This is a genomic window from Ruegeria sp. CL3, from assembly GCF_056536505.1.
Window position 1 is genome coordinate 89,513 of the sequence record NZ_JBQFPT010000005.1, and the last position, 16,520, is coordinate 106,032.

Annotated in this window: 16 protein-coding genes; 6 read left to right on the forward strand and 10 right to left on the reverse strand. The window is 55.7% G+C overall.

All coding sequences use genetic code 11. The features are described 5' to 3' along the window. Nucleotides 1–35: 35 nt before the first annotated feature. From ACR0NO_RS08745 to ACR0NO_RS08755, 3 genes are read right to left on the reverse strand one after another with little or no spacing between them, the layout of a single operon-like run. Nucleotides 36–1,379, reverse strand: a complete 1,344-nt coding sequence (locus ACR0NO_RS08745) for a sensor histidine kinase (RefSeq protein WP_480723675.1) — start codon at nucleotides 1,377–1,379, stop codon at nucleotides 36–38. Further along, a complete protein-coding gene (locus ACR0NO_RS08750; protein WP_480723676.1) occupies nucleotides 1,379–2,038 on the reverse strand; it encodes a response regulator transcription factor in 660 nt (219 codons plus the stop codon). Before ACR0NO_RS08750 ends, ACR0NO_RS08745 begins: the two co-directional genes overlap by 1 nt. 37 nt (nucleotides 2,039–2,075) lie before the next feature. Beyond that, a complete protein-coding gene (locus ACR0NO_RS08755) occupies nucleotides 2,076–2,735 on the reverse strand; it encodes a PepSY domain-containing protein (protein ID WP_480723677.1) in 660 nt (219 codons plus the stop codon). A 179-nt stretch (nucleotides 2,736–2,914) separates the two neighbouring features. On the opposite strand from ACR0NO_RS08755, the gene ACR0NO_RS08760 reads away from it, so the two are divergent. Further along, the gene (locus tag ACR0NO_RS08760; protein WP_480723678.1) at nucleotides 2,915–4,084 is read left to right on the forward strand and encodes a hypothetical protein; all 1,170 of its coding nucleotides are present in this window, start codon (nucleotides 2,915–2,917) and stop codon (nucleotides 4,082–4,084) included. 241 nt (nucleotides 4,085–4,325) lie between these two features. On the opposite strand, the gene ACR0NO_RS08765 is transcribed toward ACR0NO_RS08760, so the two are convergent. After that, the gene (locus tag ACR0NO_RS08765; protein ID WP_170375770.1) at nucleotides 4,326–4,514 is read right to left on the reverse strand and encodes a hypothetical protein; all 189 of its coding nucleotides are present in this window, start codon (nucleotides 4,512–4,514) and stop codon (nucleotides 4,326–4,328) included. Nucleotides 4,515–4,816: 302 nt separating this feature from the next. Here ACR0NO_RS08765 and ACR0NO_RS08770 point away from each other — a divergent pair, with 302 nt between their 5' ends. The 5 genes from ACR0NO_RS08770 to ACR0NO_RS08790 all read left to right on the forward strand — a co-directional run bounded on the left by ACR0NO_RS08770 (nucleotide 4,817) and on the right by ACR0NO_RS08790 (nucleotide 10,019). Then, entirely contained in the window at nucleotides 4,817–5,236 is a 420-nt protein-coding gene (locus ACR0NO_RS08770) for a hypothetical protein (RefSeq protein WP_480723679.1), read from the forward strand. 357 nt (nucleotides 5,237–5,593) lie between these two features. Beyond that, complete coding sequence (locus ACR0NO_RS08775) at nucleotides 5,594–7,132, forward strand: cryptochrome/deoxyribodipyrimidine photo-lyase family protein (RefSeq protein WP_480723680.1); 1,539 nt, start codon at nucleotides 5,594–5,596, stop codon at nucleotides 7,130–7,132. 2 nt (nucleotides 7,133–7,134) lie between these two features. Continuing rightward, the gene (locus ACR0NO_RS08780; RefSeq protein ID WP_170552600.1) at nucleotides 7,135–7,266 is read left to right on the forward strand and encodes a DUF2256 domain-containing protein; all 132 of its coding nucleotides are present in this window, start codon (nucleotides 7,135–7,137) and stop codon (nucleotides 7,264–7,266) included. Between the two features lie 269 nt (nucleotides 7,267–7,535). Further along, complete coding sequence (locus tag ACR0NO_RS08785) at nucleotides 7,536–8,498, forward strand: FAD-binding domain-containing protein (protein ID WP_480723681.1); 963 nt, start codon at nucleotides 7,536–7,538, stop codon at nucleotides 8,496–8,498. A 27-nt stretch (nucleotides 8,499–8,525) separates the two neighbouring features. Further along, nucleotides 8,526–10,019, forward strand: coding sequence for a cryptochrome/photolyase family protein (locus tag ACR0NO_RS08790; RefSeq protein WP_480723682.1), 1,494 nt, complete (start codon nucleotides 8,526–8,528; stop codon nucleotides 10,017–10,019). Nucleotides 10,020–10,094: 75 nt separating this feature from the next. Here the strand turns inward: ACR0NO_RS08790 and ACR0NO_RS08795 are convergent, their stop codons facing one another. From ACR0NO_RS08795 to ACR0NO_RS08820, 6 genes are all read right to left on the reverse strand, one after another. Further along, nucleotides 10,095–11,591 carry a mannitol dehydrogenase family protein gene (locus ACR0NO_RS08795; protein WP_170666227.1) on the reverse strand — a complete coding sequence of 499 codons (1,497 nt, stop codon included), beginning with the start codon at nucleotides 11,589–11,591 and terminating at the stop codon, nucleotides 10,095–10,097. Continuing rightward, nucleotides 11,591–12,364 carry an L-iditol 2-dehydrogenase gene (locus tag ACR0NO_RS08800; protein WP_480723683.1) on the reverse strand — a complete coding sequence of 258 codons (774 nt, stop codon included), beginning with the start codon at nucleotides 12,362–12,364 and terminating at the stop codon, nucleotides 11,591–11,593. Before ACR0NO_RS08800 ends, ACR0NO_RS08795 begins: the two co-directional genes overlap by 1 nt. Continuing rightward, nucleotides 12,361–13,365 carry an ABC transporter ATP-binding protein gene (locus tag ACR0NO_RS08805; protein WP_170552110.1) on the reverse strand — a complete coding sequence of 335 codons (1,005 nt, stop codon included), beginning with the start codon at nucleotides 13,363–13,365 and terminating at the stop codon, nucleotides 12,361–12,363. Before ACR0NO_RS08805 ends, ACR0NO_RS08800 begins: the two co-directional genes overlap by 4 nt. A 12-nt stretch (nucleotides 13,366–13,377) precedes the next feature. Then, nucleotides 13,378–14,208, reverse strand: coding sequence for a carbohydrate ABC transporter permease (locus tag ACR0NO_RS08810; protein WP_068333782.1), 831 nt, complete (start codon nucleotides 14,206–14,208; stop codon nucleotides 13,378–13,380). A 12-nt stretch (nucleotides 14,209–14,220) separates the two neighbouring features. Continuing rightward, entirely contained in the window at nucleotides 14,221–15,087 is an 867-nt protein-coding gene (locus ACR0NO_RS08815) for a carbohydrate ABC transporter permease (RefSeq protein WP_170375757.1), read from the reverse strand. A 107-nt stretch (nucleotides 15,088–15,194) separates the two neighbouring features. Further along, entirely contained in the window at nucleotides 15,195–16,499 is a 1,305-nt protein-coding gene (locus ACR0NO_RS08820) for an ABC transporter substrate-binding protein (protein ID WP_170666220.1), read from the reverse strand. Nucleotides 16,500–16,520: the final 21 nt, after the last annotated feature.

A 16,520-nucleotide genomic window follows, 5' to 3' on the forward strand; every position in this document is an offset into this window, starting at 1 on the left:
GCGACGTGGTAGGACACCGTCGCCACTTTGCTCATCTATTGGCTATGTGTCTCGCGCCCAATATTCACCTTACAGGCCAAGCCCCCCAGGCGCTTCGATGTCCCAAGTTCCAGCGTTCCACCGTAGGCGGCCAATAAATCAACGGAAATAGGCAGCCCCAACCCTGTTCCTTTTACTGAGGTATCGAGTCGACCGCCGGAACGCAGGACTTCAAGCCGGGCATCCTCTGGGATTCCGGGTCCGTCGTCCTCGACGCGAATTTCGATGCCGCTATCCGTTCGCCGCGCAGTGATTTGGAATGTTGTCTGGCTCCACTTGAGGGCGTTGTCGAGGAGGTTTCCGATCACTTCCTCAATGTCCTGGGGGTCCATTCGAACGTGAAGACCAGCCTCGCAATACGAAACAAGCGTCTTCCCCTCGCGTTCGGCCATCACCGAGAACAGCCGGGACAGCCGTTCGACCGAATTCGAAAGATCTGTCCTGGAATGCGTTAACTCGCCTGTGTTTGATGCGCGCATGCGTGCGAGTGAACGGCTAAGCTGGGCGTCAATTCGGGTTAGGGCTTCTTCCGCAGGCTCCGTGTGTGCGCCGGCGTCTGCGAGTTCTGCCAATTCGTTCCGCAAGATAGCCGTCGGTGTTTTGAGGGCATGCGCCAGATCTGCCGCTTGTCTTCTCGAACCTGAGACAATCTCGCGGTTTCGATGCAGCAGTTTGTTGAGATCTTCCACCAAGGGAGAAACCTCCTCCGGGTAGTCCTCGGGAGTCAGCTCATCGCCTCGATCCCAGCGATGAGCGACATCGGCGCGCAACTTCCGGAGCGGTCCAACAATGGCGGACATCAACAAAAGAGAACTTGCCACTCCGATCAAACCAACCAATCCAAAAACCGGGAGAAGGTATCTTTGTGCAGCGCTGCGTTCGTTGATCAGTTCGCTCCTGCTTTCGGCGACAGTTACGCCCCACTCCGTTCCGTCTTCGAACGTGATTCTTTGATAGACGCTACGAATGGCTTCGCTATCTGGACCGGAGGTGTTCCAGATAATTGTTTCGTCATTTCCGCGCGGAGGTTCGGCGATTGTTTCATCGAAGAGTGAAGCAGACGTATAGATGGCGCCGGTACTGTCCGTTACTTGCCAATACCGCCCCGAATATGGCTTGCTATAGGCCGGGTCGAATACCAACTGCCGCAGGGTTTCAGGGTCATCAGTGGTGGCGCTTAGGCCAACAACAACCTGCGTGTGCCGGTCTTGTAACGTTGCGTCGAACTGCTCCAAAACGCGCGTATTGATGTAGGAAAACACCATCAGCGTACCGACCCCTACGGACAACGCTCCCGAAGCAATACCACCGAGTAAGGCCCGTTGGCGCAACGAGAGCATTAGGCGGAGTCAATCATATAGCCGCGACCCCGGACGGTTGTGATCAAATCGGAGCCCAGTTTTTTGCGCAGGCGGGTCACAAAAACCGCAATCGTGTTGGAATCTCGGTCGCCGTCATATTCGTAGATGTGTTCAGACAACTCAGTACGCGACACCATCCGACCGATGTTGTGCGCCAGATAGGTCAGAACGGCGATTTCCTGCGCGGTCAAGTCGACAGGTATGCCCCCAACGGTGACCCGACCATTCCGCGTATCCAGAGAAACCTCTCCCATCTCTATCACGGGGTTCAACTGACCGCTCTGACGTCGCAAGATGGCCCGTACCCGTGCCGCCAATTCAGGCATGTGGAACGGCTTGGTCATATAGTCATCCGCGCCGGCATCTAGGCCGTCGACGCGTTCGCTCCAGCCATCTCTGGCAGTCAGGATCAAAACAGGTGTCGTGACGCCCGCGCTGCGCCATTCGCGAAGGACCGAAATGCCGTCACGCTCAGGCAGGCCGATGTCGAGGATGATCATGTCGTACGGTTCAGTCGACCCCAGATGCAGGGCATCTGTGCCATTGTTAGCCACGTCGACCACGCGACCTTCCGCACCCAATAGCTTTTTGACTTGCTCACAAAGCTGGGGTTCGTCTTCAGCAAGGAGTATTCGCATATCCAGAGACTACAGCTAAATCAGCGCGATCTTAACTCTAATTTTTGCCGCCACCGTTGCCGCCACCGTTGCCGCCACCGTTGCCGCCGCCATTGCCGCCACCGTTGCCGCCGCCATTGCCGCCACCGTTGCCGCCACCGTTGCCGCCGCCATTGCCGCCCCCGTTGCCGCCGCCATTGCCGCCCCCGTTGCCGCCGCCATTGCCGCCACCGTTACCGCCGCCATTGCCGCCACCGTTACCGCCGCCGTTGCCGTTGCCGCCAGCATTGCTTCGGCCTGCACTGTTTCCACGGGTGGCAGAGGCACTCTGACCGTTGTTGCTTTGGGATTTGGTCGAATTGCGTGCGGCTTCTGAAATCTCGCGACCGGTACTTGAGCGGTTCGAGACGACTGTGCCGGTTTCGGCGTTCACGATCACGCTGACGATCTTTCCGCCCGGCTTTTTGACCAGAATACGATAGTAGATCTTGTCTGTTTTGAATGCGCGCGCATCAACAGGGGTTCCGCCGTAAGCTTTCTTCACACCTTTGATGACACGGTTCAGCCGTATCGCACTGCCTGACAACGTCGCCATGCGCAGTTCAGACTGTTTGAGTTCGCGTGCATCTGCCGCCGCTTGTCCCCCGGACAAGGCGGTTAGCAAAGCTGCAACCAGAAAAAACGCTTTGGCCTGCATAACACCCTCAAACACCTTCATTGAAGACTACTAGGCCAGACATGAACCGATGATGAACAAGCAGTTAGCCCTGCGTTCAAGCGACCTCAAGTTAAATCAATGGCAAGGGCTTTGATTCGACTGCGAGTCAGACTGCCGAAACACTGTGGTCAACCTCAGCACGCTGATTGTCGTTGCTGTAGGTTTTGAGGAGATTGAAGATGAAAACCACCAAGTGCGGACTGCTTAAAGCTTCGACGATTGCGATTGCCTTGTTGGGGTCAACGGCCATTGTAGCCACCGTCGCAGCTCCTGATTTTGCTTATGCCAAACCAGGCAACGGTAATGGTGGCGGCAATGGCGGTGGAAACGGCAATGGCGGCGGAAACGGTGGTGGCGGCGGAAACGGTGGTGGTAACGGCGGCGGAAACGGCAACAGCGGTGGAAATGGCAACGGTAACGGCGGTGGCAATGGAAACAGCGGCGGCAATGGCAACGGCGCTCAGGGAGATCGCGGAGACAACAGCTCGGCTGGAAATGGTGGCCGTAGCAACGGGGCCGACAAAAGCCGTGGCGGCACCAGAGTCGGGATATTCGGGCAAGGGAAAACAAAGTCTCAGTCTGCTCGGTCCGGTACGAAAAAAGGCGGCGGGTTCTCTCTGAAAGAACTGTTCAACGGGAATGGCAAAACTCGCAAAACAGCAACCACCTCAAGGGTTGCCACGACAACCCTTCGAACGCAGAAGGCCAAGGTGCAAAAAACGGTTCGTCAGACTGTCATTGTAGAAGAGTCCAAGCGTCCCGTTTCCCGCACCAAAGGTAATCGTATGGCTGCGCTGCTTGGTGCACACCCGTCCGAGTTGGGCGCACTGAACGCGGCCAATGCAAGTCCAACGGCCCTCGCCAATGCTGCGCCCAATTCGCGGGTTGGCCGAATTGCCACGTACCGCGACACTGTGCTGGCCGGAGAGCCCTTGCGCGAGGAACTGGAAGAACAGTTGGAGCTCCTTGAGGGGTTGGAAGAACCAGATCGGACAGTTCAAGAAATCGAGGATGACTTGGAAGTCGCATTGGGCGAGGTTCAAACCAACCGGGATACGGTCGCAGAGCTTGAACAGGCTTTGGAGGACGCGGGCGGTAGCGATCCGGATATCGAAGCGCAGCTAGAAGAAGCCCAAGCCGAATTGGACGCTTCGATTGATGAAGCCCAGACTTTGAATGACGAGAGACAGGCAGCCATTGAATACAACGAAGCTGTTGAAGAGGTGGAAGAGCTGACAGAACTTGTTGAAGAGCAAGATCTGGCTGAACGTGAGGCCCTGGAAGCCGCTGCCAACAAGCCTGTCACCGATGCAGTTGAGGAACAGGTCAAAGCCCTGCTGGGACTGTGACCTGAGGCTTCCCGGCCATCGCCAGCCTCCACACTTCAGGATGAACTGAAAGCTGGAGCGTCGATAAGCCTTTCGGATACTAAGCTGGCAGGTCGACCCAGTCGGCCTGCTAGGCGCAAACTCTTGATGATTGCGATGCACAACAAGAAAATCCCGCCCCGAGTTGGAGCGGGATTTATGTTACAATTCCGATGTTTAGGACGATAATCGAGAATTGTCGGGGGGGTCAACTGATTTGTCTTCAGACGTTCTGGTGAGCCTCGGATAGCCGCTTGTTTTTTATGATCTCTGTCAGTGCGTTTTCAATAGGAGGGAAGCGACTATTGCTCGAATTCATCGTGGTTTGCAGGCGCTCTTCAGCAGATTCGCTAGAGGTCCGCATCGCAATTTCAGTGCTGCGATCTTCAGTCATAAAGGCAGGCTTGACCATTTTGTTCCCCTTGTTTTCGTCAAACGATATACGTCTCGTTCGATCCAACTTGGTCAGTATGCCTAAAGTTGTTTGAACCCACTGCGAATACACTGTTCACGTTCGGTTAATGTTGTTTACGAAATAAGAACAAACGATTTGTCCGGTCGTGCGCCTCTTCAATTACCTCATTCCAACTTGACGGTTTGAAAGGTCGTTAGCTGAGTCTGTCGTGCCACCGAACCATCGCGTCATAGTGGTAGACTTCAGCGGTAAGCCAGTCTCCGCCTATTGTATTGGCCAAATCCCGACGGGGATCATAAATGGAAAACGCAGTTAAAGGAGGCAAAAGGATGAAAACGGCTTTTGCAATCACAGCGACGGTGTTCGTAATGCAAACCGGGCCGGTTGCGAGTGCGAGTTTTGACGTCCAGTCTCTTGATCTTAGAAAGACTGTTGGGTCGCACAATGCTATGCAGCCTGTTCTAGTGAAATCAAAAGCAGGACATTGCCCACCGGGCTTGGCCAAAAAAGCAGTTCCGTGCGTCCCCCCCGGACAAGTCAAACGATACCGAGCTGGGGATTACATCTACGATGGCTATGTGCGCATCAACAATCCCTACAGATATGGTCTGAAAAGAAACGGATACTATGTGCGGGCCGGAAACTATGTCTACGAGGTAGATCGACGAACGAACGAAGTTCTGAACCTGATCGGTGCAATAGCGGATATTCTCAACTGACTGCCATTTGGCGAAAAAACTAGGGGGAATTTTCTGGTCCGTTGGCCGATACGCGCGGCCTTTTCCTGTCGTTGGCCAACAACCTAAATCGCTGCAATGCGACCCGCCAAAACTGACATTCGTTACACCCGCAAGATTGTGGAGTAAGTTAGGTTGCGGGCGCGGGCTAAGCCGTCCTTCCATGTCTGGTAGAGAGCGATTTTGTCGCGCTTTATTGCCAGCGATTAAACTGAGGAAAAGCGCACAAGCGGGCACTACTTGCAGTCGCCGACATGCAGGCAAAGACGTCGCGATCATTCTGCAAAGACAGTACTTTTTCTGATCCGTTGCATTCCATGACGCGTAATCACTCAATGAATGACTTGGGTGGGGTGTACGGATTTGCAAGTCGTCTGGTTCAAGCGAGATCTACGTGTTTTGGATCATGCGGCTTTGGCACATGCAGCCAGGGTTGGCCCCGTATTGCCGCTCTATGTTGTTGAACCTGAACTGTGGCTGCAGCCTGATGCCTCAGAACGGCAATGGAGTTTTGTTTCTGAAACACTTGTGGAATTGCGGGAGGCAACTGCTCAATTAGGTCAGCCACTGGTTGTTCGTATCGGGACGGCGATTGAGACACTTACGGAACTGAAAAAACAAGGTTTTCTGGAGGCCTTATGGTCTCACGAGGAGACGGGCAACGATTGGACCTATCGGAGGGATCGAGATGTCGCGGCTTGGTGTCGCGACGCAGGTGTCCCTTGGCATGAGATTCAGAACCACGGTGTTATCCGCCGACTGAAGTCGCGAGACGGCTGGGCGAACCATTGGGATGCGCAGATGTCGCAACCTACAGAAAAAGCACCGCAGCTTGCACCATTGCCAATAGAGCTTGGCGCGCTCCCATGCAGCAAAGATCTTGGCCTTGCAGGGGCCGTATGTACGGGTCGGCAGAAAGGTGGGCGTCAAGTGGGGCTGGGGCTTTTGAACAGCTTTCTGAACAAAAGGAGCATTGACTACCAACGTGCAATGTCCAGCCCCTTGAGTGGTGCGACGGCATGTTCGCGGCTGTCTCCCTACATTGCATGGGGCGCGATCTCCGTTCGCGAAATTGCGCAACAGACAGAAAATGCGCGGCGCACGCTTCCCGTGGGCGCAGGGAAATGGCAGAAATCGATGCGATCCTTTTCAGCGCGTTTGCACTGGCATTGTCATTTCATTCAAAAGCTGGAGGACGAACCGCAAATAGAGTTCGAAAACCTTCACCCGCTCTATGATGGCTTACGCCCCAAGGAACCGGACGCGGCGCTTTTGCAAGCCTGGTCAACAGGTGAGACAGGGTATCCTTTCTTGGACGCCTGCATGCGATCTCTGCGCGCGACAGGTTGGTTGAATTTCCGCATGCGAGCCATGGTGATGGCAGTTGCGAGCTATCATTTGTGGCTGCATTGGCGTTCACCGGGCCTGCACCTGGCCAGAATGTTCACCGACTATGAGCCCGGTATCCATTGGAGTCAGGTCCAGATGCAATCTGGCACAACCGGCATCAACACCATCCGTATTTACAACCCCGTCAAACAAGGCCTGGATCAGGATCCGAACGGCATATTCATTCGTCGGTGGGTGCCGGAACTTGCAGAAATACCGGATGCACATCTGCATGACCCATGGAACGCGGACAATGCAGACGCGGTGCTTGACCGAGAATACCCTATGCGCGTCTTTGACCATCTGGCGGCGGCAAAGGCTGCGCGAGAAAAGGTTTGGGCGGTGAGGCGCGGGCCCGAATTTCGCGATCGAGCGCACGCAATCGCCACCAAACACGCAAGCCGAAAGGCTGAACGCTCTCGTAAAAGAAAATCCAGAACACCGCGGAATGCGGCTCAACTTGACCTACCGTTCGGAGACCTCACGTGAAAATGCGCAAGAAGGCGGATTTGCCGCAAAAGATCTGTCCGGTCTGCCAACGTCCCTTCGTGTGGCGCAAGAAATGGGAGAAGGTCTGGGATGACGTTAAATACTGCTCGAAACGCTGCAAGGCTGCTGCATGACTTTGGAGGTTCCTGTAGTGGGTAAGGCTTTTGAACAGCTGCAGTTCGAACCTACGCGCGCCGCAGGCATGAAGCGTCTGGAGCAATTTGTGCCCCGCGCTGGACGCGACTATGCGCAAAGCCGAAATTATGACTTTGGCCCCGACCGACGCGGCAATGTATCTACTCTCTCACCCTGGCTGCGACACCGATTGATAACTGAGGAAGAGGTTCTGTCAGGCGTTCTGTCCGCACATGGTGAAAAGGTTGCCGACAAGTTCATTCACGAAGTGTTTTGGCGCACGTATTTCAAAGGCTGGTTGGAGCAACGGCCAAGTGTTTGGTTTAGCTACCAAAGAAACTTGGTGGCACAATTGGAGCGTTTGGAAAACGATGCAACATTGAATGCGGCGTATAGGGATGCTGTGTCAGGCCGTACTGGTATCGAGTGTTTTGATTTCTGGATGCGCGAGTTAAACGCGACGGGGTATCTTCATAACCACGTGAGGATGTGGGTGGCCTCCATTTGGATTTTCACGCTCAGACTCCCTTGGGAACTGGGCGCAGACGTCTTCATGCGTCACCTCGTCGACGGCGATCCGGCATCAAATACACTAAGTTGGCGTTGGGTGGCGGGTCTACACACAAAGGGAAAAACCTATCTCGCGCGCGCCGACAATATCGCGAAATACACCGATGGACGGTTTCAGCCCCAAGGCTTGGCCAACGTCGCTGAGCCGCTGCTTGAAGCAACAGATCATCCGCGCATCGAAATCCGCCCGCAGTCAGAAAAACCCCTCTCAAAGCCATATCTGTTGCTGATGACAGAGGAAGACATGTCTGCTGCAGATATCAAATCATTGCGCCCCGTGGCTGCGGTCGGCCTGCTGGCCACACATGGTCGTTCGCGGGGCAAGGTAGGAGACTTGCCATCAGCTTTTGTCAAACACGCAATGAACAGCGCACTTTTGCCGTTTGGAGAGATTGAACAAGCCAAGGATGATTGGTCCGAGCCTCTGATCAAGGCCGCCCAAACAAACAATGTTGATACGATTGTCACACCCTATTGTCCTATCGGTCCGACACGAGTGCGCTTGGACCGTGCCGAACCAAAGCTGATCGAGGCGGGCATTCATCTGCATCGTCTGATGCGCCCTTACGATGCGCATGCGTGGCCGTACGCCAAAGCAGGGTTTTTTGGCTTCAAGAAGAAGATCCCGTCCATATTGCTGGCCCTGAATCTGACCTCTTAGCCGTGTAAACCAAACCGGGAAAACGCCGTGACATACGCCGCAATTGTGCTTCCAAATCAAATTTTTGCAGAACACCCCGCATTTGAGATGCCGCTGCAAAAGGTGATCTTGTTTGAAGATCCGTTGTTCTTCGGAGACCCACAGTATCCCGCCAAAATGCACAAGCAGAAGCTCTGGCTCCATAGGGCGAGCATGGCCAGGTATCGCCAAGAGCTCGAGATCAAGGGTTTTGATGTGGACCTCTTCGAGTATGAGCCCTCGACCAAAGCGTGCCTGCATTTGTTCGAGCGGCTTTCTCTGGATCAGATTTCTCGGGTCGTGATGGCTGATCCCGTCGATTCAGCCGTTGAAAAGCGTTTGAGTGAGGCATCGCAAGCAACAGGAATTGCGATCGAATTCCTTCCTTCGCCCGGCTTTCTGAACACACGTGCCAGCAATCAGGCCTGGTCTGCCGGACGCAAACGTTGGTTTATGGCGGAATACTACAAAAGCCAGCGACGCCGATTGAACATTTTGCTTGAGAACGATCAGCCCTTGGGCGGCCAATGGAGTTTCGACGAAGACAATCGCAAAAAGGTTCCAAAAGCCCTGCTACAAAGCTTGCCTTGGATTGACTGGCCGCAGCACGACAGTGTGGACCAAGCGGCGAAAGACAATGTTCTGTCTGAATTTCCCGACGCGCGCGGACATCTCGATACCCTTTATTATCCAACTTCGCACGCGGCTGCACTGGCGTGGCTTCACCAGTTTTTGGAACGGCGTTTCGACCGGTTCGGTGACTTTGAGGATGCGATTGTTGAGGGCGAAAGCTGGCTTTGGCATGCTGTCCTCACACCTGCATTGAACATTGGCTTGATCACGCCACAGCAAGTCATTGACGCAACTCTGGACCATGCCCAGCGTAAGAATACGCCCCTCAACTCTGTAGAGGGGTTTATCCGTCAGATCATAGGGTGGAGAGAGTTCATGCGCGCCACCTATGAGGACTTGGGCGTGCGTATGCGCACAACTAATCATTGGCGTCACAACCGACCAATGCCTTCCTCTTTCTATGACGGCACAACAGGGATAGACCCGATTGACGATACGATCAGGCGGATCCTGCAGACTAGCTACTGTCACCACATCGAAAGGCTGATGGTCCTCGGCGGGTTTATGTTCTTGTGTGAAATCAAACCAGACGACGTCTATCGGTGGTTCATGGAAATGTTCGTGGACAGCTACGATTGGGTCATGGTTCCAAATGTCTACGCAATGAGTCAAAACGCGGATGGCGGGCTGATCACGACCAAGCCTTATTTTTCCGGATCAAACTACATTCGGAAGATGAGCCATTGGGGCAAAGGCGAATGGGCCGAGACTTGGGACGGCTTGTATTGGCGCTTCATTTTCAAACACAAAGACACGCTTTCAAAAAATCCGCGTTGGGCCATGATGTGTCGTACAGGCGATAGGATGCCGCTGGAAACAAAAGAGAAGCATCTGGAAAAAGCCAACTCTTTTCTGGCCGAATTGAACTGAGTGCAACTACGGTTCCGCTTAATGAGGGGTAGGGAAGTTTACGCCCATTGCGTGTCACGATTAGTGTCGCTTTGCCTATGAGGTGGCATAGTCGGTTACCGCTGCTCGGCAACCAACTTGCCAGATTATGGACAGGCAAGCGGAAAAAGCTTCTGCAAACCGCGTGTTACCAGCTAGCTCACCATAATACTGGCTTTGCTCGATCCACAATCTCGGATTGGCCTTGGAGGCCCGAGCGGTGTTTTGCAAATGCTCCCATTGGGGGTCGTTTGGCGCAATTTCCGAGCCGTCTTCGCGAACGCCTGCGCACATCCGGCACCAGAACGCTTCGGCCAGTGCCAAACCAGTCAGAGATCGGCCTGAGGCAAGGGCATCGCGCAACGACGGCAGCAAGAACCCCGGATGTCGTGAAGACCCATCAAATGCCACGCGACGTGTCGTGTCGCGGATGGTGCTGTTTGCAAATCGCTTTTCAACCAATCCAAGATATTCAATTGCCGTGGTGCCTGGAACGGCTTCGACATAGGGCAAGATCTCTTCTGTCTGAACCTTCTTGAAAAACGCAACGATGTCCGGATCCTGCATGCAGTCTGAAATCGTCGGTACGTTCAGAATTTCCCCAATATTGGCAAGCAGCTGGTGACCTCCGTTCAGAATGCGCAGTTTCATCATTTCATATCCGTGAACATCGTGGGTCATCGTGACCCCAGCTTGTTCAAGGGGCGGCCGCCCAGCACAGAAATCATCTTCGACGACCCATTGCCGAAAATTCTCATGCGAGACCGGAGCGCGATCGTCGATTCCAAGCGCCCGACATTGCGAAATGACCTGCTCAGTCGTTGCGGGCACGATGCAATCCACCATCGAGTTCGGGAATGCGCCCTTTTGGGCGATCCAGTCGGCCAGCTCCGTGTCGACCAGACGCGCCAAACCAACAATGCAGGTTTTTAGTATTGCGCCGTTGCCCTGAAGATTGTCGCAGCTCAGCGCGGTAAACGGTTCCAAACCATTCTCACGCCTTTGCCTGTATGCCTCGACCATCGCACCGAATACTGTGCGTGGCTCGTGCGGGTTCTTCGCGTCGTACCTTATGTCTTCATGATCCAAGTTGAACACGCCGGTGTTGGCATCCAGAAAGTAGCCGCCCTCGGTTACGGTCAGGGAAACAATTCGGATAGACGGATCCGCCATCCGGCGGATGAGTGCTGCGTTACCTGCCTCAATTGGCAGATAGTCGATCATCGGGCCTATGACCTCTGCCGATATTCCTTGTGGATCCAACTCGATCAACGTGGTCAGGCAATCCTGCGCCAACAGCCTCTCACGCATCTCAGCGTCATAGCTGCGTACTCCGGCTCCGATAATACCCCAATCGTAGGCTTGGCCCTGCTGCAAGAGCTGGTGGATGTACCAAGCCTGATGGGCGCGGTGGAAATTTCCAAGGCCGATATGAACTATGCCCGGCGTCAGCTCTGAACGCTGATAGCTAGGGGTGCTGACAGTCGCTGGCAGGTCTGCAAGCCTGTCTTGCCGCAGCTGAATCAGAGGGTTTGAGTGTGCCACTGGGTTCATCAGCTCATCCAATTTCCACCGTCGACATTGTAGGTTTGTGCAACGATGTATTTTGCCTCGTCCGAGGCGAGAAACACTGCCATGCCTGTCAAGTCTTCGGCCCGGCCCATGCGGCCATAGGGAACGGCAGCGGCCACTTCGCGTTTCTTCTGTCCCGGCGGTTTGCCTTCGTGTTTGGCAAAGAACGCATCGACGCCGTCCCAGTGTTCGCCATCCACCACACCTGGCGCGATCGCGTTCACGTTGATCCCGTGCGAGATCAGGTTCAGGCCCGCAGATTGGGTCAGGGAAATGATCGCGGCCTTGCTGGCACAATAAACGGCGACCAGCGGTTCACCGCGCCGCCCGGCTTGAGACGCCATATTGATGATCCGGCCTTTGGTGCAATGCGCAATCATATGGCGCGCGACGGCTTGCATGGTGAATAGGGCACCCGCGACGTTGATGTCAAAGACACGCTCATAGTCGGCGCGCTCAATCTCGACAATCGGGGCAGCGGTGAAGATCGCTGCATTGTTGATCAATATGTCGATCGGGCCGAAATGCGATGCCGTGCGGGTGATGGCGTCGTCGATACTCTGCTGGTTTGTCACGTTCATTTCGACGGCCATGGCGGACGCGCCGATCTCGGCTGCGGCCCGTTGGGCGCGTTCGATGTTGATATCCGCGATGGCAACACGTGCGCCTTCCGCGACATAGGATTTGGCAAAGGCCAGCCCGATGCCGCGCGCGGCACCGGTGATCAGAGCGATTTTGCCATTCAGACGGGTCATTCGATCCGCAGTCCTTTTTCATCGAAACGGTGGATGACGTCGGCCCGTGGCGTCAGGTGAATACGATCCCCGTGACGGAACCCAACCTCGCCATCGGCGCGAACCGTGATCGTCTCGGCCAATCCGGTGTCGTGGACATGGAAGAAGGTGTCTGAACCCAAATGCTCCGAGACGCTGACAACCCCGGACCATTCGCCTTCAGTTTCCGAAACAGTAATATGTTCCGGGCGGATGCCGATGGTTTTCGCGCCATGTTTCGCGGCCTCTTCACCCTCGATGAAGTTCATCTTGGGGGAGCCGATGAAGCCCGCGACAAACAGGTTTCGAGGTGTGCGATACAGCTCCAGCGGGCTGCCGACCTGTTCGATCACTCCGGCCTGAAGGACGACGATCTTGTCAGCCATGGTCATGGCTTCGACCTGATCGTGGGTCACATAGATCATAGTGGTCGCCAGGCGTTCGTGCAGCTCGCTGATCTCTAACCGCATGCCAACGCGTAGCGCCGCGTCGAGGTTCGACAGCGGCTCATCAAACAGAAACGCCGCTGGTTCGCGCACAATAGCGCGCCCGATGGCGACCCGCTGACGTTGGCCGCCAGACAGCTGGCCTGGGCGGCGGTCCAGATAGTCGGTCAGGTTCAGGACGCTGGCCGCACCTTCGACTCGCTTGTCGATCTCGGCCTGATCCAGCTTCGCCATCCGAAGGGGAAAGGCGATGTTCTTGCGCACGGTCATATGGGGGTAGAGCGCATAGGACTGGAACACCATCGCCAGCCCTCGTTTCGCGGGGGGCACATCGGTGGCGTCCGCGCCGTCGATGTCTATGGAGCCCGAGGTGATATCCTCCAACCCTGCGATCAGGCGCAACAGCGTGGACTTACCGCATCCCGAGGGGCCGACGAAGACGGTGAACTCGCCATCTTCGATGGTCAGGTCCAGCGGTGGAATGACCTGTACGTCGCCAAAGCTTTTGGTCACGGACTTGAGTTGAATACGTCCCATGTGTCGTGTTCCTTATTTCACAGCGCCGAAGGTCAGGCCGCGGACAAGTTGTTTCTGGCTGAACCAGCCGAGGATCAGGATTGGCGCAATCGCCATGGTCGAGGCCGCGCTGAGCTTGGCAAAGAACAGGCCTTCGGGGCTGGAATAGCTGGCGATGAACGCTGTTAGCGGTGCCGCGTCGACGGCAGTGAGGTTGAGGGTCCAGAACGCCTCGTTCCAAGCCAGAATGAAGTTCAGCAGCACGGTCGAAGCGATGCCGGGGATGGCCATTGGCGTCAGGACGTAGAGGATTTCTTCTTTCAATGTCGCCCCGTCCATCCGTGCAGCTTCCAGAATTTCACCCGGAATTTCGCGGAAATAGGTGTACAGCATCCAGACGATGATCGGCAGGTTGATGAGCATCAGGACGACGACCAGCCCTCCGCGCGTATCCAGCAGGCCCAACCGAATGAACAGCAGGTAGATTGGGTAGAGAACGCCGACCGCAGGCAACATCTTGGTCGACAGCATCCAAAGCAGAATGTCCTTGGTGCGCTTGGACGGAACGAAGGCCATCGCCCATGCGGCGGGGACGGCGATGATGACGCCCAGAATGGTCGAGCCCCCGGCTATGATGACCGAATTCCATAGGAACCGCATATAGTCGGACCGTTCCTGCACGATGGCGTAGTTTTCCAGCGTCCAGTTGAAGTTCAGGAACAACGGTGGGCTGGCGATCGCCTGTGCCTCAGTCTTGAAGCTGGTCAGGATGGTCCAGAGTATCGGGAAAAAGATCAGCAAACCAACGGCCCAAGCGAGGGCGGTATTCAGCGATTTGCGGCGGGTTGTGACAGCGCGGGCCATGATCTTACCTCCTCACGCGTCCAGATTCTTGCCGACGATGCGCATCAGGAAGATCGCAACGATGTTGGCTAAGATGATTGCGTAGACACCTCCGGCTGATCCGAGGCCAACATTCTGGCTCTCCAGTACGCGCTGGAAGATCAGGTAGGTGAGTGTACGGGTGCCGAATGCGCCGCCGGTGGTCACGAAGATCTCGGCGAAGATCGACAAAAGGAAGATTGTCTGGATCAGGATCACGATGGTGATCGCGCGGCTCAGATGCGGCAGGATGATGTGGTAGAACCGTTTCAGGACCGGCGCACCATCCATCTCAGCCGCTTCCAACTGCTCACTGTCCAGCGATTGGATCGCGGTCAACAGGATCAGCGTCGCAAAGGGCAGCCACTGCCAAGAAACGATCATAATGATCGAGGTCATCGACGCCTCAGAAAGCCACGAGATCGGCTCAGCCCCAAAAAAGCGCCACAGATGGGCCAACAGGCCGTTCACCGGATCCATGAACATGTTCTTCCAGACCAGCGCAGACACGGTCGGCATAACGAAGAAGGGCGCGATCACGAGAATACGGACAACCCCTTGGCCCCACATCGGCTGGTCCAGAAGCATCGCCAGAAGGATGCCCAGGATAACGGTGATGACCAGAACCCCTCCGACGATCACAAGCGTTGCTTGAACCGCGGGCCAGAAGGAGCTGGATGATACGAACCGGACGTAGTTGTCGAAGCCGACCCAGCCCAGATCCCCACCGCGCAGGGGCAGGTATTTCTTGAAGGAAAAATACAGCGTCATCGTCAGGGGCACGAGCATCCAGCCAAGCAGCAGGACCACTGCGGGTGCCATCATCAGGCGCGCGACGGATCGGGAGTGTTGAGTAGCCATTACGCAAACCCTCTCTGTTCAGGCGTAGCTTAGCCTGCGAGAAAAATGTGGGTTGTGGAAGGGGTGAGCGGGGGGCAGTTCTCTGCCCGCCCGCGTGGGAGGATGCCTCAGTACCCTGCGGCTTCCATTTCTTCGGCGGTGAAGGCCTGCGCTTTAGCCAGCGCCTCATCCACCGTTTGCTGTCCGGCATAGACTGCTGAGAATTCCTGGCTCACCTGAGTGGCAATGCCAGCAAATTCAGGGATCGCGACAAACTGGATGCCGGTATAGGGCGTAGGTTGTGCGCAGCAGTTCTGCGGATCAGCCGCAAGGATCGATTCCAGCGTCATTTTCGCGAACGGAACATCCACGTAGTTCGGATTCTCGTATAGCGAGGTTCGCGCGCCCGGCGGGACGTTGGCCCAGCCTTCGTTTTCAGCCACCAACTCGATGTAGTCCTTTGAGGTCGCCCATTCGATGAACTGCTTAGCGGCGTCTTCCTGTTGTGTACCTGCAGGGATCGCCAAAGCCCACGCCCACAGCCAGTTGGCGCGCTTGTCCACGCCTTCCGAATTCGGAGCCAGAGCAAAGCCGACCTTGTCCGCAACAGTCGAGTCATCGGGATTGGTCACAAAGGACGCGGCAACGGTGGCGTCGATCCACATGCCGCATTTGCCTTGCTGGAACAGAGACAGGTTCTCGTTAAACCCGTTGGTCGCATAGCCTGCCGGACCGGATTCATTCATCATGTCGACGAAGAAGGTCAGAGCTTCTTTCCACTCGGGCTGATCGAACTGGGGCTTCCAGTTTTCATCAAACCAGCGCGCGCCGAATGAGTTTCCGGTCACAGTGATAAAGGCACCGCCTTCACCCCAACCGGCCTTTCCGCGCAGGCAGATCCCGTTGATGTCATTGTCTCGGTCGGTCATGGCCGCTGCCGCTTCGCGGATGAACTGCCATGTGGGGGCTTCGGGCATTTCCAGACCAGCCTGTTCCATCAGGTCGGTGCGGTACATGATCATCGAGCTTTCGCCATAGAACGGAGCAGCGTATAGCGTGCCTTCGTGGCTCAGACCGCCAGCCATCGCAGGCAGAAGATCGTCGACGTCATATTCAGCTGACATCCCGTCCAGCGGAACCAACCAGCCATTTGCGCCCCAAATCGGGGTCTCGTACATACCAATGGTCATGATGTCGAACTGACCACCTTTGGTGGTGATGTCAGTCGTCACGCGCTGGCGCAGTACGTTTTCTTCCAGCGTCACCCACTCGACGTCGATACCCGTCGCTTCGGTGAATTTGTCGGTATAGCCCTGCATCCGGATCATGTCGCCGTTGTTTACTGTGGCGATCGTGATGGATTGTGCGTGGGCCGCGGCCGTCGCGACGAACGTCAAAGCTGTCGCCGCACGAAGTGCGTGTTTCAAGTACATCCCTGTCCTCCCTGAGCTTGG